The sequence below is a fragment of the Massilia sp. UYP32 genome, from assembly GCF_050434365.1.
GTDB classification, from domain to species: domain Bacteria; phylum Pseudomonadota; class Gammaproteobacteria; order Burkholderiales; family Burkholderiaceae_D; genus Telluria; species Telluria timonae.
On sequence record NZ_JBNDIK010000002.1, the window covers coordinates 236,093 to 257,631 of the forward strand.

The following is a 21,539-nucleotide window of genomic DNA, read 5'->3' on the forward strand; positions in this document are numbered from 1 at the left end:
CGTGGCCATCCTCACCAACGCCACCCTCGACGCGGTGCGCGCGTCGGCCCGCCCCCTCACCGGGGGCGCGGACGACTACGACGCCCTGCTCGACATGGTCGGCAACGCCCGCTTCGTGCTGCTCGGGGAGGCCACCCACGGCAGCCACGAGTTCTACGCGGAACGGGCGCGCATCACCCGGCGCCTGATCGAGGAAAAAGGCTTCACCGCGGTGGCGGTCGAAGCCGACTGGCCCGATGCCTGGCGTGTCAACCGCTACGTGCGTGGCGAGGGCGCGGACGCGGACGGCCGCGCCGCCCTCTCGGGCTTCGAACGCTTCCCGGCCTGGATGTGGCGCAACACGGCGGTGCTCGACTTCGTCGAGTGGCTGCGCGCGCACAACGACGGCCCGGGCGCCGGCGCCGCCAAGACCGGCTTCTACGGCCTGGACCTGTACAGCATGTACACCTCGATCCACGAGGTGCTGCACTACCTGGAACAGGTCGACCCGAACGCCGCGCGCGAGGCGCGCAAGGTCTACGCCTGCTTCGACCACTACGACCGCGACAGCCAGCAATACGGCTACGAGGCCAGCTTCGGCATGTCGCCGTCGTGCCAGGAAGGCGTGATCGCCACCCTGCGCACCTTGCAGCAGCGCGGTTTCGACTACGTGCAGGCCGGCGGCGGCGACGACGCGTTCTTTTACGCCCAGCAGAACGCGCGCCTGGTCAAGAACGCCGAAGAGTATTACCGCACCATGTTCAAGGGCCGCGTCTCGTCCTGGAACCTGCGCGACAGCCACATGGCCGAGACCCTGGACGCGGTGGCGCGCCACCTGTCGCAGGGCGGCAAGCCGGCGCGCATCGTGGTCTGGGAACACAACTCGCACATCGGCGACGCGCGCGCGACCGAGATCGGGCGCCAGGGCGAATGGACGCTGGGCGAGCTGGCGCGCAAGGCCCATGGCGCCGACACGGTCCTGATCGGCTTCACCACCTACGAAGGCCGGGTCACGGCGGCCTCGGAATGGGATGGCGAGGGCCGGCACAAGCACGTGCGGCCGGCCCTGCAGAACAGCTACGAGCACCTACTGCACAGCACCGGCATCGAACGCTTCTTCCTGCCGCTGCGCGAGCCTTCGCCGGCGCGCGACGCGCTGATGGAAGAGCGTCTGGAACGCGCCATCGGCGTGCTGTACCTGCCGCGCAGCGAGCGCCAGAGCCATTACTTCATGGCCCAGCTGCCGCGCCAGTTCGACGCCGTGATCCACATCGACCGCACCACGGCGGTGGAGCCGCTCGATGCGACCAGCGGCTGGCATTCGGGCGAGCCGCCGGAGACATATCCGGGCGGGCTGTAGGGTCGGCAGCTACGCCGCCGCTCCCACCGCATACCCATCGCGCCCGTTCGCCTTCGCCACATACAAGGCCCCATCCGCCTCCGCCAGCAGCGCGTCTTCACCCTGCCCCGGCCGCCACAATGCGACACCGACGCTGGCCGACACCGCCAGCATCCCGGCCCCCGTGGCGAACGGCGCGCGCATCGCCGCCACGATCTTGGCGGCGATGTTGGCCACGGTATGTTCGGCCTCGCCGCCGTTCCCTATCTCTTCGAGGATCACCACGAACTCGTCGCCCGACAGCCGCGCAGGCAGGTCGCTGGCGCGCACGCAGGCGCGCAGGCGTTCGCCGAACTCCTTCAGCACTTCGTCGCCCACGCCGTGGCCGTGGCTGTCGTTGATGCGCTTGAAGTGGTCGACGTCCAGGTAGGCCAGCGCCAGCGCCCGGCCGTGGCGCGAGGCGCGCGCCAGCGCCTGCTGCAGGGTCTCGTTGAAGCTGCGCCGGTTGGCCAGGCCGGTCAGGGTGTCGATGCGCGCGAGGCGGGTCAGCTGCTCCTCGACCTCTTTCACGTGCGTCATGTCGTGCTTGAGCGCGTACACACCGGCCACGCTGCCGTCCGCCTGCAGGTCGGGGATGTAGACGCCCTCCAGCACCCGCGGCGCGCCCTTGATCGGCAGCCGCATCTGGCAGGTGGCGGCGTGGCCGGCGAACGCGCGCTCCAGACTTTCCGCGCCCTGGCGAGCGGCCTCCTCGCCCATCAACTGGGCGATCGACATGCCGACCAGCCGCTCGGGCGCGACCCCGAACCAGCGCTCGAAGGTCGCGTTCCCGAACCGGAAGCGCCGGTCGCGGTCGACGTAGGCGATCAGCACCGGCAGGTTGTCGGTGATCAGGCGCAGGCGCTTCTCGCTGGCCGCGCGCAGGCCTTCGGCGTTCTGGCGCTCGGCCATCAGCTGGTAGAAGGCATTGCCCAGTTCCCCGATCTCGTCGCGCCGGGTGTCGTGCAGCACCCCGATGTCGGCGCCGTCGTGGCGGATCGCGCGAATGCGGTCGCGCAGCCGCTGCAGCGGCGCCAGCAGCCGGAACACCAGCGCCCAGGCCAGCACGCCCGCGGCCAGCGCCAGGGCGGTCGCGCCGAAGATGGCGTTCCGGCGCATCTGCGCCAGCGGCGCGAACGCTTCCTCGGTGGGATAGCGGGCGCCCAGTATCCAGCCGGTGGTGCGCAGGCGCTGATAGGCGTAGATCGATTCGCGCCCATCGCGGCCGGCCGCCTCCATCCACCCCTCGAATCCCTCGAGGGCGCGCTCCGCGCCCGATCCGCGCGCCCCGGCCTGGCGCAGCAGGCGGCGCGGGTCGGGATGGTCGATCATGGCCCCGTCGGGCGTCATCAGGAACAGGTAGCCCGAAGCGCCCGGCCTGATGGCGCCGATCTGGCGCAGGAAGCCAGTGGCCTGCAAATCCATGCTGGCCGTCAGCACGCCGCTCACCTTGCCGCCCCGGTCGAGCACGGGCGCGCCGATCACGACCACCTGGCGCCCCGAGATCCGGCTGACGATCGGCTGCGCCATGAAGCCGCGCCGGGTCGCCAGCGGGCGCTCGAAGTAGTCGCGCCCGGCGGCGGCGAGCCGCCGCTCGTTGCCGAACGTGCGCAGCGACACCAGCTGCTGGCCGCGGACATCGAGCAGGATCAGGTTCATGTACTCGTGTTCCCAGAGCGGCGCCTGGGCCTGGAGGAAGCGGCGTGCGTCTTCCGGATCGCGCAGCGCCGCCGCCGGCAGGCAGGCCGCCAGCGACTCCACCTGCGCCACGCGCGCCGCGATGCGGTCGTCCATGAAGGAAGCGGCGCTGGCCAGCATCGCATACTGCTGGTCGCCGATCACCGACTTCATGCCGCGCTCGGCCACCGCCAGGGTCGACAGGGTGACCAGCAGTGTCGCCACGAATACCAGGACGGCCGCGACGCAGGCCATGCGCAGCTTCAGGTTCGCCGGCAGCAGGCGCAGACCGCGTTTAAGCATAGAAAATAGTGTCGACCTTAATGCAACAAAGTATTACATATTAATCCGTAGCGTCCAAGGCGGCATGTTTACAGTCTGGCCGGCATTAAAACAGGCACTGCAATACTGTTGAAGTAGTGAAATTTCAGCTAGGATTGTCAGCCTGTTCGGACTGCCTTGAAGGAGCGTCATGAGTACATACACCCTGAATGTCAACGGCAAGGCGCAGGCCGTCGACGTCGAAGCCGATACCCCGCTGCTGTGGGCGCTGCGCGATACCCTGGGCCTGGTCGGCACCAAGTATGGCTGCGGCCTGGGCCAGTGCGGCGCCTGCACGGTCCACCTCGACGGCGTGGCGACGCGCGCCTGCGTGCTGCCGGTCTCGAGCATCGGCGACGCCAGGATCACCACCATCGAGGGCCTGGACGCCAATGCCCGCCATCCGCTGCAGGTGGCGTGGCAAGAGCTCGACGTGCCGCAATGCGGTTACTGCCAGTCGGGGCAGATCATGAGCGCCTGCGCCCTGCTCAAGCAGCATCCGAAGCCGACCGACGCCCAGATCGACGAGGCCATGGCCGGCAACCTGTGCCGCTGCGCCACCTATATGCGGATCCGCAAGGGCATCCACCGCGCCGCCGAGATCGCATCGACCGAAGGGAAACAAGCATGACGCTCGCCTCCACCTCGCGCCGCGGTTTCCTGCGCGCCGGCGCCGCCGGCGGCGCCTTCCTGATCGGCATGTCGGCGCAAGGCGTGCTGGCCGCCGTGAGCGATACGAAGGCCGGCGCCGCCAGCCCGGACTTCGTGCCGAACGCCTTCATCCGCATCGCGCGCGACGGCAGCGTGATCCTGATCTCCAAGCAGCCCGAGATCGGCCAGGGCATCAAGACCTCGCTGCCGATGGTGATCGCCGAGGAACTCGACGTCGCCTGGGACAGCGTGCGCGTGATCCAGGGCGACCTGAACCTGGAAGCCTATGGCAGCCAGGGCGCGGGCGGCTCGAACTCGACCCCGAACAACTACGAGAACTTCCGCCGCCTGGGCGCCACCGCGCGCGCCGTGCTGGTGCAGGCCGCGGCCCAGGCCTGGAAAGCGCCGGCCGGCGAATGCACGACCGACGGCGGCCATGTCCTGCACGCGGCGAGCAAACGGCGCCTGGCTTACGGCGACCTGGTCGAAGCGGCGGCCAGGCTGCCGCTGCCGGACGCGGCGAGCGTGGCGGTCAAGGATCCGGCCACCTTCAAGCTGCTGGGCAAGCGCATTGGCGGCGTCGACAACCCCGCCATCGTCAGCGGCAAGCCGCTGTTCGGCATCGACGTCCAGCTGCCGGGCATGCTGCACGCCCAATACGTCAAGTGCCCGGTCTTCGGCGGCAAGCCGCTGCGCGCCAACCTGGACGCGGTGCGCGCCCTGCCCGGCGTCAAGGACGCCTTCATCATCGAAGGCACCAGCAACCTGAACGGCCTGCGTCCCGGCGTGGCGATCGTCGCCACCTCGACCTGGGCCGCGATCCGCGCCCGCCGCGCGCTCGAAGTGACGTGGGACGAAGGCGGCGCCGCGAAGCACAGCTGGGCCGACTTCACGGCCCAGGCCAAGGCGGCCGCCAGCCGGCCCGGCGCCACCGTCCTGCGCAAGGATGGCGACGTCGCCGCCGCCCTGAAGGGCGCGGCCAGGACGGTCGAAGCGGCCTACAGCTACCCCTTCATCTCGCATGCCAGCATGGAGCCGCAGAACTGCACCGCCTGGATCAAGCCCGACGGCGCGCTCGAACTGTGGGCCCCGACCCAGAATCCGAACGCGGGCCAGGCGCTGGTATCGGGCACCTGCGGCATCCCCAAAGAAAAGATCACGATGCACATCATCCGCAGCGGCGGCGGCTTCGGCCGGCGCCTGAGCTCGGACTTCATCGTCGAAGCCACCGCGATCGCCCAGCGCATGAAGGACAAGGCGCCGGTCAAGCTGACCTGGACCCGCGAGGACGACCTGCAGCACGACCACTTCCGTCCGGGCGGCTTCCACTTCCTGCGCGGCGGCGTCGACAAGGCCGGCAAGGTCGTGGGCTGGCACAACCACTTCGTCACCTTCGCCAACCGGGTGGAGCAGGATGGCAAGAGCGCTTTGCGCCCCGGCAGCGGCGGCAGCCTGTCGCCCGACGAGTTCCCGGGCCGCTGGCTGGCCAACTGCCAGCTGGAGCAGACCGCGCTGGAATGCAGCGTGCCGATGGGACCGTGGCGCGCGCCGGGTAGCTGCGTGTTCGCCTGGGCCTTCCACAGCTTCATCGACGAGCTGGCGCATGCGGGCGGGCGCGATCCGCTGGCCTTCCGCCTCGAACTGCTGGGCGACAAGGACATCATGGCGCCGAGCGTCGAGCGCGGCCAGCCCTACAACGTGGCGCGCATGCGCGCGGTGCTGCAGACCGCGGCCGACAAGGCCGGCTGGGGCAAGAAGAAGTTCGCGCGTGGCCAGGGGCAAGGCATCGCCTTCCACTTCAGCCACCGCGGCTACGTGGCGCAAGTGGCCGAGGTCACCGTCTCGCAGGATGGCAAGGTGAAGGTCGACCGCGTGGTGGCGGCCTCCGACGTGGGGCCAACCATCATCAACCTGTCGGGCGCCGAGAACCAGGTCGAGGGCTCGGTGATCGACGGCCTGTCGACCCTGATGTTCCCCGAGCTGAACCTCGAGAACGGCCGCATCGTGCAGAGCAACTTCCACGATTACCAGCTGCTGCGCATCGGCGACGCGCCGGCAAAGATCGAGATGCACTTCGTGAAGTCGGACCAGCCGGTGACGGGCCTGGGCGAGCCGCCCCTGCCGCCGCTGGCGCCGGCGGTGTGCAATGCGATCTTCGCCGCCACCGGCAAGCGGGTGCGTGAACTCCCGCTCAGCAAGGCCGATCTGAGCTGGAGTTGAGGAAGTAACACTTTGGTCCCCGCCAAGGCGCCCGGCGAGGGCGGGGAGTCATTTCTGCCAGTGGCAGCAATGACGTTCACGGCACGCGCTGCTCGCTCAGCGCGTGCGGGTTCGCCGTGCGATGGCGTTCGACGATGGCCCGGGCCAGCTCTTCCTCGCGCGGATTCTGCGCCAGGACCCTGAGGATGCAGGCGCCGTGCATATCGCCTTCGGGGCGATAGACGTCGTTGTAGTCGGTGCCGCCCTTGGCCGACGGCGAATCGCCGACCGTGAAGTTGGATTGGCCCGGGCCCGCCTCGTCGCCGATCGGCGACAGGGCGACGCTGTCCTGGGACAGGCCGGCGGCCAGCAGGTCGGCCCGCAACTGCTCGGCGATGGAGAAATCCTGGATAACGTGGACGATGGGGTTGCTCATGTGTTGCTCCTCGGTTCACTATTGAACCAACTTACCAGAATGGCCGGGGCGGTGGCGCTCGGTCGAGACGACGACGTGCAGACCAGGAGCGATATGAACCGGGAGGAAGCCTGTCGAGTCGTGACCGTTCCGGAGAGCATGTCGGCCGCCCTGGCTGGCTATGCCTGGGCGCGTGACAGGGTCGGCGAATCGGGCGGCGCCGTCTACCGGCTGCACGGCAAGCCGGGGGCGCCTGACCTGTACCTGAAGCATGGCAGGCATGCGGTTGCCGATGCCATCGGCGATGAGATGACGCGGCTGCGCTGGCTGGCGGGACGCATGCCCGTGCCCGCCGTCGTGCATTTCGACCGTAGCGCCGACGAGGCCTGGCTGCTGATGACTGCCGTGCCGGGCAGGACCGCTTACCAGCTGCTGCAAGCCGATCCCGCCCAGCATGACATAGTTGTGGATGCCCTGGCCAGGTTCCTGCAGCGCCTGCACGCGATCCCGACATCCGCCTGCCCGTTCAATAGTGACCACGACTACCGCCTGGGCCTGGCGCGCTCGCGCATCGAGGCGGGCCTGGTGGACGAGGACGATTTCGACGAGGAACGCGCTGGCTGGACCGCGCGGCAAGTCTGGGACGCGATGCAGGCCCTGCTGCCGCTCGCGCCCGATCCGGTGGTCACGCACGGCGACTATTCGCTCGACAACCTCCTCATCGTCGATGGCCAGGTGGCGGGCTGCATCGACGCCGGACGGGTCGGCATCGCGGACCGCTACCAGGATCTCGCCATCGCCTGGAACTGCCTCGGTGAGTTCGGCGGATCGCTGCAGGAGCGCTTCCTGCGGCAGTACGGCATCGCCGCGCCTGATCGACGCAAGCTGCAGTTCCACCTGATGCTGGACGAGCTGTTCTGAACGCCGTCTCCGCTGGGGTGGCTGGCGAGCGCGGGTTGGCAACGCACCATGTTATGCTCGAGACAACACACTCCCATGCGTTCAGCGCCAACATTCATCATGCATCTGGACAAAGCCATGAAAGACGTGAAAGTAGACGTGCGCGTCAATGTGACGGTCGATGCGGCCAGCGTGGTGTTATTAATCGCCACGACCACGATGGCCTTCCTGTTCTACAAGCAGAACAAGCTCGACAAACAGGACAAATCCGCGTTGCGCCAGTCTTGATGCTCAGTGCTCGATCATTTCGAGCAGCCACGATCACGGCGCGGCAGACTGTCGTCAGTCTCGTCGGTACTCCAGACGGTCAAGTGATTACGTCTTTGCATCGATTCTCGCTTATCAATCGGGAATGACCGCGATCACCTCGATCTCGACCCGTGCCCGATCCTCCATCAGCCTCGCCACTTGGACTGCCTCATGGCCGGATAGTGGCGGGTCTGCACCTCGCGGTCGACATCGCCGAGTTCGCGCCCCTGCGTCGAGATACTCGCGCTTGTCGACCACATTGGCGGGTACCCCTGGACGCTACCGCTTAGTAGCCAGTGTTAACACTTGATCGCAATTGCAAATAGAGTTCATATATTCTTGCCGAGAGACTGCTGGGCCTTGCTAGCGCTCCTTCCTGACTCCGATTGGCGTGAATACGTTCTTACTCTCCATCGACGCAGTAAATTCAGGTGAAGAATAGATATAACGGCGTTCATCATCCTTCTTCTGAAATAACAAAAGCGCCCCTTCAGAGCTTGCAATCACAGTGGCGTCACCGCTGAACTCTTTTGTTACGACCGCATGCGCAGCCTGATCTCGCAATAAACTCGCGCGCATGCTTCCCATGAAAAACGCCACAACAATTAAGGCGGCAGTGATGGTCACAAATGCAGCAGCTGCAGCGCGCGCAGAACGCGCAGGCCGCATTCTCATCTTACGAATAAAAATCCGGGGCCTTGGCTGAAGAAAGAACCCAGCGCGGACAAGACCAGATAGAACGATAAGCAATACAGATATGATAAGCCCAATTCCAGAAGCCCATGTGACAGCGAATTTCACATATGTCGCCAACATCATGAATAGGAACATAACTGCTTGGAATATAATCCAAGCGAATCCCTCCCACTTTATAGTCTGGCTATGCGTTCGAACGAAGCGGCGCTGATGCTTCCAGTCCATTTTTCGACGCAACCCGGGATCAAGTCGATCGCTGATTGCGAGGAATGGGAGACCGATAAGCTGAAGAATTGACGTAAACACTCGCGCAACAACTGCGCAAAAAAATACATAAAAGAGAAAGGTTGCAGTTACGCCTTGGGCCAGCGGCATACCAGCAACCGCCACAATCTGCAGGGGAACTTGCATCAAAAAGCCAGCGTAATGCGCGAGGGAAAGCGATACGACTGCCAGAATTCCTCCAAGTACTGATGTTTTGCGACTCCAGGCTTCGTAAATCCAGCGGTGACTAGGAAGAGGTATCGAATGCATTTTTCAAGGATCCTATAAATTCTGCGGGAAACTATTCTACAACGGTATAGCTGCATAAGTGCCCGACAGCTTCGTCGCCTAACATTCAAAAATATCCCGCACCGGGAATCAGCGCGCCCATTAAATTAGCAGCTACTAAAGGCTAGGCACCTCTCTAAAATGTCTGACACGCGCAGCATTAATTACTTGAAATTGAATGTCTGTGCAATGCCTTATCCTAATCAGGTATTACCGCAGTCACCTCGATCTCCACCCGCGCCCGGTCTTCCATCAACCCCGCCACCTGCACCGCGCTCATGGCCGGATAGTGCCGCCCCAGCACCTCGCGGTAAGCGGCGCCCAGTTCGCGCCCGGCGTCGAGATATTCGCGCTTGTCGACCACATACCAGGTCATGCGCACGATGTGTTCGGGCCCCGCGCCCGCTTCGCGCAGCACGGCGACGATGTTTTCCAGCGCCTGGCGCGCCTGGCCGACGAAGTCGTCGGTGTGAAAGCGCCCTTCGGCATCCCAGCCGATCATGCCGCTGACAAAGATCTGGCGTCCGCGGCAGGCCACGCCATTGGAATAGCCCTTGGGGCGCGGCCAGCCCGGCGGTTGAAGAATGTCCATCCCTGCTCCAGACCCTGGGTTAAACCTTCGGCGCGAGCAGCTCGCGCGCGATGATCAGGAGCTGCACTTCGCTTGCTCCCTCGTAGATGCGCAGCGCGCGGATTTCACGGTACAGGCTCTCCACCACCTGCCCGCTCTGCACGCCCTGGCCGCCGAACAGCTGCACCGCGCCGTCGATGACGCGCTGCGCCGATTCGGTGGCAGCCAGCTTGGCCATTGCCGCTTCCTTCGTCACCCGCTTGCCACTGTCGCGCAGCCAGGCGGCGCGGTAGGTCAGCAGCGCGGCGGCGTCGATCTCCAGCGCCATCTGGGCCAGCCTGGCCTGGGTGAGCTGGAAGTCGGCCAGGGTCTTGCCGAACATCGGCCGCGCCTGGGCGCGCGCCAGTGCCTGTTCCAGCGCCCGCCGCGCGAAGCCCAGCGCGGCGGCGGCGACCGAGGTGCGGAACACATCCAGGGTCGCCATCGCCACCTTGAAGCCCTGGCCTTCTTCCCCCACCAGGCAGGCGGCCGGCACCCGGCATCCGGTGAAGCGCAGGCGCGCCAGCGGATGCGGCGCGATCACGTCGATGCGCTCGGCGATCTCCAGTCCAGGGGTGGCGGCGTCGACGATGAAGGCCGAGATTCCTTTCGCGCCGCGCCCGGCTTCCCCGCTGCGGGCGAAAACGACGTAGAAATCGGCGATGCCGCCATTCGAGATCCAGGTCTTCTCGCCATCGAGCACCCATTCACTGCCATCGCGCCGCGCAGCGCAGCGCATGGCGGCGACGTCGGAACCGGCTTCCGGCTCCGACAAGGCAAAGGCGGCGATCGCCGCGCCGCCCGCCACGCGCGGCAGCCAGCGCTGCTTTTGTTCGCCGGTGCCGAACAGCGAAATCGCCCCGCTGCCCAGGCCCTGCATCGCAAACGCAAAGTCGGCCAGGCCGGCATGGCGCGCCAGGGTTTCGCGGATCAGGCAGATGGCGCGGGTGTCGATGGCCCCATTTCCGCTGCCGACGGCATGGCGCAGCCAGCCGTCGCGGCCCAGGCGCGCGACCAGCGCGCGGCAGATCGCATCGACGTCAGCGCCATGCGCATCAATCAGGTTATCCGCCGCCCAGGCGTCGAGTTCGCGCGCCAGCGCGCCGTGTCGCTCTTCAAAAAACGGCCAGTCCAGGTAGTCCATCAATCCCCCTCGAAGCGCGGCCGTTCCTTGGCCACGAAGGCGTGGTAGGCGCGATGAAAATCATTGGTCGCCATGCAGATCGCCTGGGCCTGGGCCTCGGCTTCGATCGCCTCGTCCACGCCCATATTCCACTCCTGCTGCAGCATCTTCTTGGTCATGCCGTGGGCGAAGGTCGGGCCGCCCGCCAGCGTGCCGGCCAAGGCGCTGGCCTCGCCGAGCAGCTGTTCGGGCGCGCACAGGCGGTTGAAGAAGCCCCAGCGCTCGCCCTCCTCGCCATCCATCGAGCGGCCCGTGTACAGCAGCTCGGCGGCCCGGCCCTGGCCGATCACGCGCGGCAGCAGCGCGCAGGCGCCCATGTCGCAGCCGGCCAGGCCGACCCGGGTGAACAAAAACGCGGTGCGGCTGCGCGCCGTGCCGTAGCGGAGGTCGGAAGCCAGCGCCAGGATCGCGCCGGCGCCGGCGCACACGCCGTCGACCGCCGCCACCACCGGCTGCGGACAGGCGCGCATCGCCTTGACCAGGTCGCCCGTCATGCGGGTGAAGGCCAGCAGGCCGGGCATGTCCAGCTTCGTCAGCGGGCCGATAATCTCGTGCACGTCGCCGCCGGAACAGAAGTTCTCGCCGGCGCCCGTGATCACGACCGCCTTCACGTCGTCGGCATACGCCAGCGCGCGGAACAGGTCGCGCAGCTCGGCGTAGGAATCGAAGGTCAGCGGATTCTTGCGCTCGGGCCGGTCCAGGGTGATGGTGGCGACGCCGGCATCGAGCGCGAAGCCAAAGTGCTGCGCCGCATGGCCCGCAAGGCTGCTGCGCCCGCCCGGCAGGCGGTGCGACTGCCCCGGTAGATAATGCATGTGTGACTCCTGATGTTTGAAAAGTCAGCCTTCGAGCAGGCGCGCGGCCACCTGCTGTGGCGACAGGCCGCTGGACGCCGCCTGCAGCTGGCGTTCGCGCTCGAGGTTGCGCTCCAGCTGCTGTTTGCCGGCCCCGTACTGGCGTGGCCAGGCAGCGCCAGTGTAGCCGATGCGCGCCGCTTCCATCAGCGTCCAGGCCGGGTTGGCCAGGTGCGGGCGCGCCACCGCGCACAGGTCGGCGCGGCCGGCGGCGATGATGCCGTTCACGTGGTCGGCCTCATGAATACCGCCGACGGCGATGGTCGGGATGCCGGCCTCGTTGCGGATCCGGTCCGCGAACGGAGCCTGGAACATGCGTCCGAACACGGGCTTCTCCAGTTTGCTGACCTGGCCCGACGAACAATCGATCATGTCGGCGCCCGCGGCGCGGAACAGTCGCGCGATCTGCACCGCGTCCTGCGGCGTGATGCCGCCCTCGACCCAATCGTGGCTCGAGATGCGCACGCTGATCGGCAGGTGGCCCGGCCAGGCCGCGCGCACCGCCGCGAACACCGCGAGCGGGTAGCGGCAGCGGTTTTCGAGACTGCCGCCGTAGGCGTCCTGGCGCCGGTTGGTCAGCGGAGAAATAAAACTCGACAGCAGGTAGCCGTGCGCGCAATGCAGCTCGAGCCAATCGAAGCCGGCGTCGAAGGCAGCCCGGGTGGCGCGCACGAAGTCGTCCCTGATGCGTTCCAGGTCGCCCTGCGTCGCTTCACGCGCGATCTGCGAGACCCCATCGATGTACTGCTGGCTGGAGGCCGACAGCAGCGGCCAGTTGCCGCTCGCCAAAGGCAGGTCGATGCCATCCCACATCGGCCGGGTCGAGCCCTTGGCGCCCGCATGGCCGATCTGGACGCCGATCTTCGCGTCGCTGGCCGTGTGCACGAAGTCGACGATGCGTTTCCAGGCCAGCATCTGCTCCCGCGTGTACAGGCCCGGGCAGCCGGGCGTGATGCGGGCGTCGGCCGAGACGCAGGTCATCTCGGCCATCACCAGCGCCGCCCCGCCCAGCGCCCGGGCGCCGAGGTGGGCGAGGTGGAAGTCGCCGACCACGCCATCCACGGCGGAGTATTGCGCCATCGGCGACACCACCACCCGGTTCTTCAACAGCACATCGCGCACCTTGTAGGGCGTGAACATCGGCGGCGCCGCCACCGCGGGCGGCGCCACGCCGGCTTGGCGCGCCGCCGCGATGGCGAAGCGGCGCTCGAAGCCGTGGACATAGGCGGCGTCGCGCAGGCGCAGGTTTTCGTGCGACAGCCGCTGGCTGCGCGTGAGCAGCGAATAGGCGAACTGCTCGGCCTCCATGGCCGTGTAGCGCGCCACGTTCTCGAACCACTCCATCGAATTGCGCGCCGCGCTTTGCAGTTTCAGCACTTCGACCAGGCGCGCCTCCTGGTAGCGCGCCAGCGCCGCCGCCACATCGACCTCTTCATCAAGCGCATCGGCGAGGCCGATCGCATCCTCCAGCGCCAGCTTGGTGCCGGAGCCGATCGAGAAATGGGCCGTGTGGGCGGCGTCGCCCATCAGCACCAGCGGCGCCTGCCGCCCGTCGACCTCGAGCATATGGACCCAGTTGCGGCAGGCCAGGCGCGGGAAGCGGATCCACATGCCGGATCCGCGCAGGTGGGCGGCGTTCGCCATCAGCGGCTGGCCGTCCAGGTGGCGCGCGAACAGGCGCTCGCAGAAGGCCAGCCCGTCCGACTGGTCCATGTCGGCCAGGCCGCACGCGCGCCAGGTCGTGTCGAGCGTCTCGATGATGAAGGTCGAGGTCTCGTCGTCGTACTGGTAGGCGTGCGCCTGGAACCAGCCGTGTTCGGTCTCCTCGAAGGCGAAGGTGAAGGCGTCGAAGCGCTTGCGCGTGCCCAGCCACACGAAGCGGCACAGGCGCTCCTCGACCTCGGGCTGGAACGCGTCGCGGTAGTGCTGGCGGATCGCGCTGTTGACGCCGTCGGCGGCCACCACCAGGTCGGCGCGGTGGCGGCGCGCCAGTTCGGCCACGTCGTCGACCCGGGTCTCGAATACCAGCTCCACTCCCAGCGCGCGGCAGCGCGCCGCGAGGATGTCGAGCAGGCGCTTGCGCCCGATGCCGCAAAAGCCGTGGCCGTGCGAGGTGATGGTGGCGCCCTTGAAGTGGACGTCGATCGCGTCCCAGTGATTGAACGCTTGCAGGATGGCGCGCGCGCTCGGTTCGTCGGCCCGAGCCAGGTGGCCGAGGGTCTGGTCCGAGAACACCACGCCCCAACCGAAGGTATCGCCGGGCCGGTTGCGCTCGACGACAGTCACCGCATGCGTCGGGTGGCGCAGTTTCATGAGCAGGCCGAAGTAGAGGCCGGCCGGGCCGCCGCCGACGCAAACGATGTTCATGATCCCTCCGGGTGCTGGTATGGCGCCTAGTTTACCTGCCCCAATGCTTGAGGTGTCAACCACTTGTTGCGCACGAAAGAATGGCCCTCTGAAAAATGCCAATTTTTAGTACAATCCAGAAAGAGCAGAACCGAGATTCCGGACCATGCGCAGCCGGCCACCCAACTTGGATAATTCGCCAGACACGATGAACATTTCAAACCGAATCGCGCACTCCCGCCCCCTTGCCACCACCGCCATGCATGGCCGCGCCGAAGCGCTGCGCAATGCGGGCGAGCGCGTAATCGATTTCTCGATCGCGATTTCGCACTTTCCGGCCCCGGCCAGCGTGCTGGACGCCGTCTCCGGCGCCATCGAGCGCGAACGCACGCTGCCGTACACCGAGGTGGGCGGCGCGCTGAAGGTGCGCGAGGCGCTACGCGCCAAGCTCGCCGGCGAGAACCGGATCGAGGCGCGGGCGGACGAGATCATCGTGACCAACGGCTGCAAACAGGCGTATTACCAGGCGCTGTACGCGATGACCGATCCGGGCGACCGCATCGCCGTGTTCCGTCCGCACTGGCCGGCCTATCTCGCCACCGCCGAACTGCTGGGACTCGAGGTGGTGCTGGCCGACCTGCCGGAGACGCTGACCGAGGCCTGCCTTTCGGCCCTCGGCAAGGTCAAGGTGCTGGTCCTGAACAACCCGCACAACCCGACCGGCAAGGTGTACACCCGGCGCGAGCTGGAACTGGTGCGCGACTGGGCGACGGCCGGCGGCGTGCACGTGATCGTCGACGAGAGCTACGAACACCTGATCTTTGACGGCGAGCACGTCACGCTGGCGGCGCTGTGCGACTGGCGCGCCGTGGGCGTGGTCACCCTGTTCTCGGCCTCGCAGAGCTATGCCATGATGGGCTGGCGGGTCGGTTTCGCGCTCGCCCCCGCCGCGCTGGTGAATGCGATGCAGACCCTGCAGGGGCCGATCACGGCCGCCGCGCCGCACCTGTCGCAGGTGGCGGCGGTGGCCGCCTTCGCCACCGGCGCCCCGCACGAACTGCTGCGCGACTACCGCGCGCGGCGCGACCTGGTGGTGCGCCGGTTCGCCGACGCGCCCTGGATCAGCATGCATGCGCCGGCTTCCGGCCCCTATCTGTGGGGCGACGTGCGCGGGCTCACCATGGACACGGTCGGCTTCGCCGAGCGCCTGCTGGACGAGGAAGGGGTCGCCCTGATGCCGGGCGACGCGCTCGGCGCGCCCGGCTTCATCCGCATCGGCTACATCTCGGACGACGAAGACACCCTGCTGGAAGGCGTGCGCCGCATCATCGCGTTCGGCACGCACCTGGCGCAGTCGGCGGAGCCTCGATGAGCAATTTGCTGGGACGTTTTCGCCTGAACAGCCTGCGCAGCCGCCTGATGCTGCTGGTGCTGCTGGCGATCACACCGATCGCCGTCGTCACCGTGTTGGGCGGCCTGCGCGAACGCGAGGCGGCGATCCGCGCCTCGGAAGAAAACCTCAAGCGCCTCACCGCGCTGGCGGCCGCCAACGAGGCGCAATCGATCGACCGCGCGCGCCAGATCCTGGTCGACCTGGTCAGTGTGCCCGACCTGATGGGCGACACCGCCGGCTGCAATGCCCTGCTGGCCAATGTCCTCGACCGCAACGAGGGCTACGTCAATTTCGGCCTGATCCAGCTGGACGGCGAGGTCACCTGCAGCGCGGTGCCGATGCTGCACCCGGTGAACCTGGGCGACCGCAGCCATTTCAAGCGCGCGATCGCCGAACGCCGCTTCATCGCCAGCGACTACGTGTTCGGGCGCGTGATCCGCAAGCACACGATCAACCTCACCTATCCCGTCATCGACCGCTCGGGCGACGTGGTGGCGGTGGTGTTCGCGGCCATGGACCTGGCCGGCCTGGACACCTTCGTCAACGACATCAGCATGCCGCCCGGTTCGATCCTGGAGACGGCCGACGCTTCGGGCAACCTGATCTCGCGCCGCCCCGACCCGGAACGCTGGTTCGGCAAGCGCGTCACCGGCGAGCTGCTGGACGCCATGCGCGGGCCGCACGAGCGCGCGCTGGTGGTGCGCGGCGAGGACGGGATCGAACGCCTGCACGCCTTCGCCCGCGTCGGCTCGCCGACCCTCACCGACTACACCATCACCATCGGGATGCCGACCGACCTGATCACCCAGGTCGCCCGCGACGCCCAGTTCATGTCCCTGCTCGGCCTTGGCGCCACCACCCTGCTGGCGCTGCTGGCGGCCTGGCTGGCCGGCGAAAAGCTGATCGTGCAGCGGGTGCGCGGCCTGACCACGGTCGCGCGCCGCATCGCCGCCGGCGAACTCGACGCGCGCACCCGGATCGAGTACGGCAACGAGGAGATCGGGCGGCTGGCGGCGGCGCTCGACGAGATGGCCGAGAACCTGCAGAAGAAGGAAACCGCGCGCGGCCAGGCCGAGCGCGAACTGCGCGCCGCCGACCAGCGCAAGGACGAGTTCCTGGCGATGCTGGCGCACGAGCTGAGAAATCCGCTGGCGCCGATCAGCACCGGCGCCCACCTGCTCAAGCTGCTGCACTCGGATAACGCCCAGATCACCCAGACCTGCGCCATCATCGCGCGCCAGGTCGAGCACATGACCAGCCTGGTGGACGACCTGCTGGACGTGTCGCGCGTGACGCGCGGCCTGGTGTCGCTGTCGACCCAGGTGCTGGACCTGCGCAACGTGATCGACGACGCCGCCGAGCAGATCCGCCCCCTGATCGGCGCGCGGCGCCACAAGGTGGTGCTCGACCTGCCGAGCGGCCCGGCCCAGGTCAAGGGCGACCACAAGCGCCTGGTGCAGGTGGTGGCCAACCTGCTGGGCAACGCCACCAAGTACACCCCCGAAGGCGGCCACATCCAGCTCCAGTTGCTGGAAGCCGGCGGCGACTGGGAGCTGAGCGTGAGCGACGACGGCATCGGCATGGAGGCGCCCCTGGTCGAGCGCGTGTTCGACCTGTTCACCCAGGCCGAGCGCACCCCGGACCGCTCGCAGGGCGGCCTGGGGCTGGGCCTGGCGCTGGCCAAGAGCCTGGTCGAGCTGCATGGCGGCAGCGTCAGCGCGCGCAGCCCCGGCCTGGGCCGCGGCAGCACCTTCACCGTGCGCCTGCCGCGCCACCGGCAGGAAAGCGCGCCCCTGCCGGCGCATTTGCTCGGTCATCCGTCCGCGGGCAGCCCGAGCCCCGATGCGGCCGCGCCGAACGCGCTGCGCATCCTGGTGGTGGACGACAACCTCGACGCCGCGCACACGCTCAACCTGTTCCTGCGCGCCACCGGGAACGAGGTCGAGATCGCCTATTGCGGCGTCGACGCGCTCGAGATCGCCAAGGTGTTCGCGCCGCAGGTCTGCATCCTCGACATCGGCCTGCCCGACATGGACGGCAACGAACTGGCGCGCCGCCTGCGCCGCCTGCCGCAGACCAGCGGCGCGACCCTGGTCGCCGCCACCGGCTACGGACGCCAGCAAGACCGCGAGGCGGCCAGCCAGGCCGGCTTCGACCATTACCTGGTCAAGCCGGTCAACACGCTGCAGCTGGGCGAGCTGCTGGCCACGGCGGCCGCGCGCTGAAGAGCAGGTCCGCATCGTGTCGACGCGGGCCTGTTGTCATTTCACCTTTGGTCGTTTCAGAGCAACATCCGTGTAAATATCGCGTGACAATCGCCATGCCGCCTACATAAAATTTGCCTAGGAGCAATTTTATGCACTCTGGAGAAATTCTGTGGGCATGCTGACCTGGATGCTGCCTGATGCTTCCCACTGACGATATCGCGCGATGGCGCGTGCGTGTTTTCTCCACCTTGCTGCCGATCGTGCTGGTGCTGGGCACCAGCGCCGCCTTGCCGAGCATCGCCCTGGCGCTGCGCCAGGGCCTGTGGCAGATCGCGCTGATGGATGCGGTGGCCCTGGCCTGGATCTTCGCCATCTGGCGCCTCGACCGCCTGCCCCACACTTTCCGCGTGCTGAACTTCCTGGCCGTGCTGTTCATGGTCGCCATCGGGCTGCTGCTGGCGGTGGGGCCGGTGAGCCTGAACTACCTGATGGCGCCGCCGATCATGGCCGTGATCCTGCTCGGCAACCGGCCCGGCATCCTCACGCTCGCCTTGGGCGCGGTGTGCATCGTGGCGTTCGGCGTGAACGGTTATGCGCGGCTGTACGTGCCGGGGCTGGAGACCGATCCGCTGCTGTCCTCGGTGGTGGTGGCGATCAACTTCAGTTGCGTCGGCGGCCTCGTCACCTTTGCCGCCGGCACCCTCTTCAAGGGCCTGGCGCGCTCGGCGCAGGAAGCGCGCACCGCCGCCGACGCCGTCAACCGCCTGGCCTTCTACGACGTGCTGACCGGCCTGCCGAACCGGCGCCTGCTGATGGACCGCCTGGCCGAACTGGCCGAGGGGGCGCGCCGCAACGGCGTCCTGGGCGCGCTCCTGTACGTCGACCTCGACAATTTCAAGAGCGTCAACGATGCGCGCGGCCATGCCGTCGGCGACCAGCTGCTGCGCCAGGCCGCCGAACGCCTGGCGGCGGTGGCCGGAGCGCGGGCCTGCGTGGCGCGCCTGGGCGGCGACGAATTCGTGGTGCTGCTGGACGACCTGGGCGCGCAGGCCGGCGCCGCCACCACGCGCGCGCTCGCGCTGGCCGAAGAGATCCGCGGCGCGCTGTGCGAAAAGATGATCATCGAGGGCCAGCGCTACTACGCCACCACCAGCATCGGCGTTGCGCTGACCGCGGCGGCGGGCGCGCCGCTCGCGGTGCACGACCTGCTGCGCGAGGCAGATACCGCCATGTACCACGCCAAGGCGCGCGGCCGCAACGGCGTCGCCCTGTTCGAGGCCGGCATGCTGCGCGACGCCGAACGCCGCCTCACCCTCGAGCGCGACCTGGGCCTGGCGCTGGAGCACGGCGAGCTGTCGCTGCACCTGCAACTGCAGGTCGACGGCGCGCGGCGCCCGAGCGGGGCCGAACTCCTGATGCGCTGGCGCCGCAAGGACGGCAGCAGCGTGCCGCCCGACCAGTTCATCCCGGTCGCCGAGTCGAGCGGCCTGATCGTGCCGCTGGGCGAGTGGGCGCTGCGCGAAACCTGCCTGGCCTGGCATGCGCTGGCGCGCGCCGGCCATCCGCTGCCGCTGTCGGTCAACGTCAGCCCGATGCAGTTCCGCCAGCCCGACTTCGTGGCGCGGGTGGAAAGCATCCTGAAGGACACCGGGGTGCCGCCCGGCCAGCTGGTGTTCGAGGTCACCGAAGGCCTGCTGGTCGACCGCCTCGACCAGACCATCGGCCGCATGCACGAGCTGGCGGCGCTGGGCGTGCGGATCTCGGTCGACGATTTCGGCACCGGTTACTCGAGCCTGGCCTACCTGACCCGCATGCCCTTGTACGAACTCAAGATCGACAAGAGCTTCATCCGCGACACGCCCCACGACAAGGACGGCACCGCGATCGTGCAGTCGATCCTGTCGATGGCCGGCCACCTGGGCCTGCGCGTGGTCGCCGAAGGCGTCGAGACCGAGGTCCAGGCCGGGTATCTCGCGCGCCACGGCAATGCCAGCATGCAGGGCTTCCTGTTCAACCGGCCGATGCCGCTGGAAGCGCTGCTCGAGCATCTGCGCCGGTCGTCCTGAGTTCGCACGGTTCGCTGGCCTGCGCTGCACGAGCGCCTCCGACGTAAATCGCCGCGATCCCGTATCATTTCATTTTGTCATGCCATGTTTGGACGGGAGGGATATCGATGGATGAGGTAGGAATCGTACTGGCAATGCTGCTGGCGGTGGTGGCGAGCGGCTACCTGGTGCGGATACTGCCGTTCGCCGTCCCCCTGCCGCTGGTCCAGATCGCGCTCGGCGCCGCCATCTCCAGCACCACCAGCCATGGCGTGCGCCTCGAGCCGCACATCTTTTTCCTCGTGTTCCTGCCGCCACTGCTGTTCCTCGACGGCTGGCGCATTCCCAAGGTGGGCCTGTTCCGCGACCGCTCGACCATCCTCGAGCTGGCGCTCGGCCTGGTGCTGTTCACCGTGATCGGCGCCGGCTTCCTGATCCACTGGCTGATCCCGTCGCTGCCGCTGGCCGTGTCGTTCGCGCTGGCCGCGATCCTGGCGCCCACCGATCCGGTCGCGGTGTCGTCGATCGCGGCGCGCGTGCCGATTCCGCCGCGCCTGATGCACATCCTCGAGGGCGAGTCGCTGCTCAACGACGCCAGCGGCCTGGTGTGCTTCCGGTTCGCGGTGGCGGCCGCGCTCACCGGCACCTTCTCGCTGGGCGACGCCACCCTCACCTTCCTGTGGGTGGCGCTCGCGGGAATCGCGATCGGCGTCGGCCTGACGATCGCCGTCAGCTGGGCCCAGCGCATGCTGGCGGCGCGCATCGGCGAGGAAAGCGGCTCCCCGATCCTGGTCAACCTGCTGCTGCCCTTCGGCGCCTACCTGGCGGCCGAGCACCTGCAAGCCTCGGGCATCCTGGCGGCGGTGGCGGCCGGCGTCACGATGAGCTACGTCGAGCTGAGCGGCCGCGCGCTGGCCACCACCCGCGTACGCCGCGCCGTGGTCTGGGATACCGTCCAGTTCGCGCTGAACGGCATCATGTTCGTGCTGCTGGGCGAGCAGTTGCCGTCCATCGTCAGCGCCGCCCTGGTCGCGCCCGAACTGCCGGCGGCCCATGATGTCTGGTGGCTGCTGGGCAATGCGCTGGCCATCAGCGTCGGCCTGATCCTGCTGCGCTTCATCTGGGTCTGGGTCTCGCTGCGCCTGACCTTGCTGGCCGCGCGGCGCCAGGAGCAGGCCGTCTACCGTCCGAATCCGCGCCTGATCCTGGCCACCTCGCTGGCCGGCGTGCGCGGCGCGATCACCCTGGCCGGCGTGCTGACCCTGCCGCTGGCGATGCCGAACGGGACGCCGTTCCCGGGCCGCGACCTGGTGATCTTCCTGGCCAGCGCGGTGATCGTGGTGTCGCTGGTGCTGGCCAGCGTCGGCCTGCCGCGCGTGCTGCGCGGCCTGGAACTGCCGGCCGAAGCGGCCCACGAAAGCGAGGAAGACCAGGCGCGCCACGCCGCCGCGCTGGCGGCGCTGGAAGCGATCGCCACGGCCCCTCCGCCGCCGCCGACCTCGGGCTGCGATGCCGAGGGCGCGGCCGAGATGCACGCCAGCGCGGCCGACCAGGTGCGCAGCCTGTACCAGTACCGGCTCGACGGCGGCACGGGCGCGGGCGTCGACCCGGACCGCGCACGCGCCGCCGAGAGCGCCGAGCGCCACTACCGCCTGGCCGCGCTCGAGCAGGAACGCGCGGTGCTGCTGCGCATGGCGCGCCACAACCAGCTGTCGGACGAGATCGCGCGCAAGTTGCTGCGCGAGATCGACCTGGTCGAGGCGCGTTACCGCTGAGCAGGTGCAGTCGGAGTCAGATTGCGCCTACGTGCTTCGGACTGCGCCT

16 protein-coding genes are annotated in these 21,539 nt (G+C 68.0%); 9 read left to right on the forward strand and 7 right to left on the reverse strand.

Annotation, left to right across the window (positions count from 1 at the left end; translation table 11 throughout):
• Position 1 precedes the first annotated feature (1 nt).
• Positions 2-1,339 carry an erythromycin esterase family protein gene (locus ABIB42_RS02505; protein ID WP_005667294.1) on the forward strand — a complete coding sequence of 446 codons (1,338 nt, stop codon included), beginning with the start codon at positions 2-4 and terminating at the stop codon, positions 1,337-1,339.
• 9 nt (positions 1,340-1,348) lie between these two features.
• On the opposite strand, the gene ABIB42_RS02510 is transcribed toward ABIB42_RS02505, so the two are convergent.
• Entirely contained in the window at positions 1,349-3,337 is a 1,989-nt protein-coding gene (locus tag ABIB42_RS02510; protein ID WP_429247839.1) for a diguanylate cyclase domain-containing protein, read from the reverse strand.
• 169 nt (positions 3,338-3,506) lie between these two features.
• Between ABIB42_RS02510 and ABIB42_RS02515 the strand changes: the two genes are divergently transcribed.
• Together ABIB42_RS02515 and ABIB42_RS02520 are read left to right on the forward strand one after the other, a co-directional pair.
• On the forward strand, positions 3,507-3,986 hold the full coding sequence (locus ABIB42_RS02515; protein WP_005667291.1) for a (2Fe-2S)-binding protein: 480 nt from the start codon (positions 3,507-3,509) through the stop codon (positions 3,984-3,986).
• Entirely contained in the window at positions 3,983-6,226 is a 2,244-nt protein-coding gene (locus ABIB42_RS02520; protein ID WP_429247840.1) for a molybdopterin cofactor-binding domain-containing protein, read from the forward strand. Before ABIB42_RS02515 ends, ABIB42_RS02520 begins: the two co-directional genes overlap by 4 nt.
• Before the next feature lie 76 nt (positions 6,227-6,302).
• Here the strand turns inward: ABIB42_RS02520 and ABIB42_RS02525 are convergent, their stop codons facing one another.
• The gene (locus tag ABIB42_RS02525; protein WP_005667288.1) at positions 6,303-6,641 is read right to left on the reverse strand and encodes a hypothetical protein; all 339 of its coding nucleotides are present in this window, start codon (positions 6,639-6,641) and stop codon (positions 6,303-6,305) included.
• Positions 6,642-6,734: 93 nt separating this feature from the next.
• Between ABIB42_RS02525 and ABIB42_RS02530 the strand changes: the two genes are divergently transcribed.
• Positions 6,735-7,541, forward strand: coding sequence for an APH(3')-I family aminoglycoside O-phosphotransferase (locus ABIB42_RS02530; protein ID WP_005667286.1), 807 nt, complete (start codon positions 6,735-6,737; stop codon positions 7,539-7,541).
• 117 nt (positions 7,542-7,658) lie between these two features.
• Positions 7,659-7,808 carry a hypothetical protein gene (locus tag ABIB42_RS02535; RefSeq protein ID WP_157225571.1) on the forward strand — a complete coding sequence of 50 codons (150 nt, stop codon included), beginning with the start codon at positions 7,659-7,661 and terminating at the stop codon, positions 7,806-7,808.
• A gap of 384 nt (positions 7,809-8,192) precedes the next feature.
• Here ABIB42_RS02535 and ABIB42_RS02540 read toward each other — a convergent pair whose 3' ends face one another.
• The 5 genes from ABIB42_RS02540 to ABIB42_RS02560 all read right to left on the reverse strand — a co-directional run bounded on the left by ABIB42_RS02540 (position 8,193) and on the right by ABIB42_RS02560 (position 14,091).
• Positions 8,193-9,059 carry a hypothetical protein gene (locus tag ABIB42_RS02540; protein WP_005667279.1) on the reverse strand — a complete coding sequence of 289 codons (867 nt, stop codon included), beginning with the start codon at positions 9,057-9,059 and terminating at the stop codon, positions 8,193-8,195.
• Between the two features lie 217 nt (positions 9,060-9,276).
• On the reverse strand, positions 9,277-9,669 hold the full coding sequence (locus tag ABIB42_RS02545) for a RidA family protein (RefSeq protein ID WP_429247841.1): 393 nt from the start codon (positions 9,667-9,669) through the stop codon (positions 9,277-9,279).
• 19 nt (positions 9,670-9,688) lie between these two features.
• Positions 9,689-10,831, reverse strand: a complete 1,143-nt coding sequence (locus tag ABIB42_RS02550) for an acyl-CoA dehydrogenase family protein (RefSeq protein WP_005667277.1) — start codon at positions 10,829-10,831, stop codon at positions 9,689-9,691.
• A complete protein-coding gene (locus tag ABIB42_RS02555; RefSeq protein ID WP_005667276.1) occupies positions 10,831-11,685 on the reverse strand; it encodes an enoyl-CoA hydratase family protein in 855 nt (284 codons plus the stop codon). The genes ABIB42_RS02550 and ABIB42_RS02555 overlap by 1 nt, the downstream gene beginning before the upstream one ends.
• Positions 11,686-11,709: 24 nt before the next feature.
• Positions 11,710-14,091: a bifunctional salicylyl-CoA 5-hydroxylase/oxidoreductase gene (locus tag ABIB42_RS02560; RefSeq protein ID WP_429247842.1), complete on the reverse strand. Its 2,382-nt coding sequence runs from the start codon at positions 14,089-14,091 to the stop codon at positions 11,710-11,712.
• Positions 14,092-14,278: 187 nt separating this feature from the next.
• On the opposite strand from ABIB42_RS02560, the gene ABIB42_RS02565 reads away from it, so the two are divergent.
• The 4 genes from ABIB42_RS02565 (at position 14,279) to ABIB42_RS02580 (ending at position 21,490) form a co-directional block, all read left to right on the forward strand.
• Positions 14,279-15,442, forward strand: a complete 1,164-nt coding sequence (locus ABIB42_RS02565; RefSeq protein ID WP_429247843.1) for a pyridoxal phosphate-dependent aminotransferase — start codon at positions 14,279-14,281, stop codon at positions 15,440-15,442.
• The gene (locus tag ABIB42_RS02570) at positions 15,439-17,688 is read left to right on the forward strand and encodes a hybrid sensor histidine kinase/response regulator (RefSeq protein WP_429247844.1); all 2,250 of its coding nucleotides are present in this window, start codon (positions 15,439-15,441) and stop codon (positions 17,686-17,688) included. Before ABIB42_RS02565 ends, ABIB42_RS02570 begins: the two co-directional genes overlap by 4 nt.
• A 179-nt stretch (positions 17,689-17,867) precedes the next feature.
• Positions 17,868-19,736: a putative bifunctional diguanylate cyclase/phosphodiesterase gene (locus ABIB42_RS02575; protein ID WP_429247845.1), complete on the forward strand. Its 1,869-nt coding sequence runs from the start codon at positions 17,868-17,870 to the stop codon at positions 19,734-19,736.
• A 107-nt stretch (positions 19,737-19,843) separates the two neighbouring features.
• Positions 19,844-21,490 carry a Na+/H+ antiporter gene (locus tag ABIB42_RS02580; RefSeq protein ID WP_219864407.1) on the forward strand — a complete coding sequence of 549 codons (1,647 nt, stop codon included), beginning with the start codon at positions 19,844-19,846 and terminating at the stop codon, positions 21,488-21,490.
• The last annotated feature ends 49 nt before the right edge of the window (positions 21,491-21,539 follow it).

Bases quoted from the DNA above. Each gene is read 5' to 3' on its own strand.
- ABIB42_RS02580 (WP_219864407.1), top strand. From the start codon at position 19,844: ATGGATGAGGTAGGAATCGTACTGGCAATGCTGCTGGCGGTGGTGGCG.
- ABIB42_RS02535 (WP_157225571.1), top strand. From the start codon at position 7,659: ATGAAAGACGTGAAAGTAGACGTGCGCGTCAATGTGACGGTCGATGCG.
- ABIB42_RS02575 (WP_429247845.1), top strand. From the start codon at position 17,868: ATGCTTCCCACTGACGATATCGCGCGATGGCGCGTGCGTGTTTTCTCC.
- ABIB42_RS02540 (WP_005667279.1), bottom strand. From the start codon at position 9,059: ATGCATTCGATACCTCTTCCTAGTCACCGCTGGATTTACGAAGCCTGG.
- ABIB42_RS02550 (WP_005667277.1), bottom strand. From the start codon at position 10,831: ATGGACTACCTGGACTGGCCGTTTTTTGAAGAGCGACACGGCGCGCTG.
- ABIB42_RS02560 (WP_429247842.1), bottom strand. From the start codon at position 14,091: ATGAACATCGTTTGCGTCGGCGGCGGCCCGGCCGGCCTCTACTTCGGC.
- ABIB42_RS02525 (WP_005667288.1), bottom strand. From the start codon at position 6,641: ATGAGCAACCCCATCGTCCACGTTATCCAGGATTTCTCCATCGCCGAG.
- ABIB42_RS02565 (WP_429247843.1), top strand. From the start codon at position 14,279: ATGAACATTTCAAACCGAATCGCGCACTCCCGCCCCCTTGCCACCACC.
- ABIB42_RS02570 (WP_429247844.1), top strand. From the start codon at position 15,439: ATGAGCAATTTGCTGGGACGTTTTCGCCTGAACAGCCTGCGCAGCCGC.
- ABIB42_RS02520 (WP_429247840.1), top strand. From the start codon at position 3,983: ATGACGCTCGCCTCCACCTCGCGCCGCGGTTTCCTGCGCGCCGGCGCC.
- ABIB42_RS02545 (WP_429247841.1), bottom strand. From the start codon at position 9,669: ATGGACATTCTTCAACCGCCGGGCTGGCCGCGCCCCAAGGGCTATTCC.
- ABIB42_RS02510 (WP_429247839.1), bottom strand. From the start codon at position 3,337: ATGCTTAAACGCGGTCTGCGCCTGCTGCCGGCGAACCTGAAGCTGCGC.
- ABIB42_RS02530 (WP_005667286.1), top strand. From the start codon at position 6,735: ATGAACCGGGAGGAAGCCTGTCGAGTCGTGACCGTTCCGGAGAGCATG.
- ABIB42_RS02555 (WP_005667276.1), bottom strand. From the start codon at position 11,685: ATGCATTATCTACCGGGGCAGTCGCACCGCCTGCCGGGCGGGCGCAGC.
- ABIB42_RS02515 (WP_005667291.1), top strand. From the start codon at position 3,507: ATGAGTACATACACCCTGAATGTCAACGGCAAGGCGCAGGCCGTCGAC.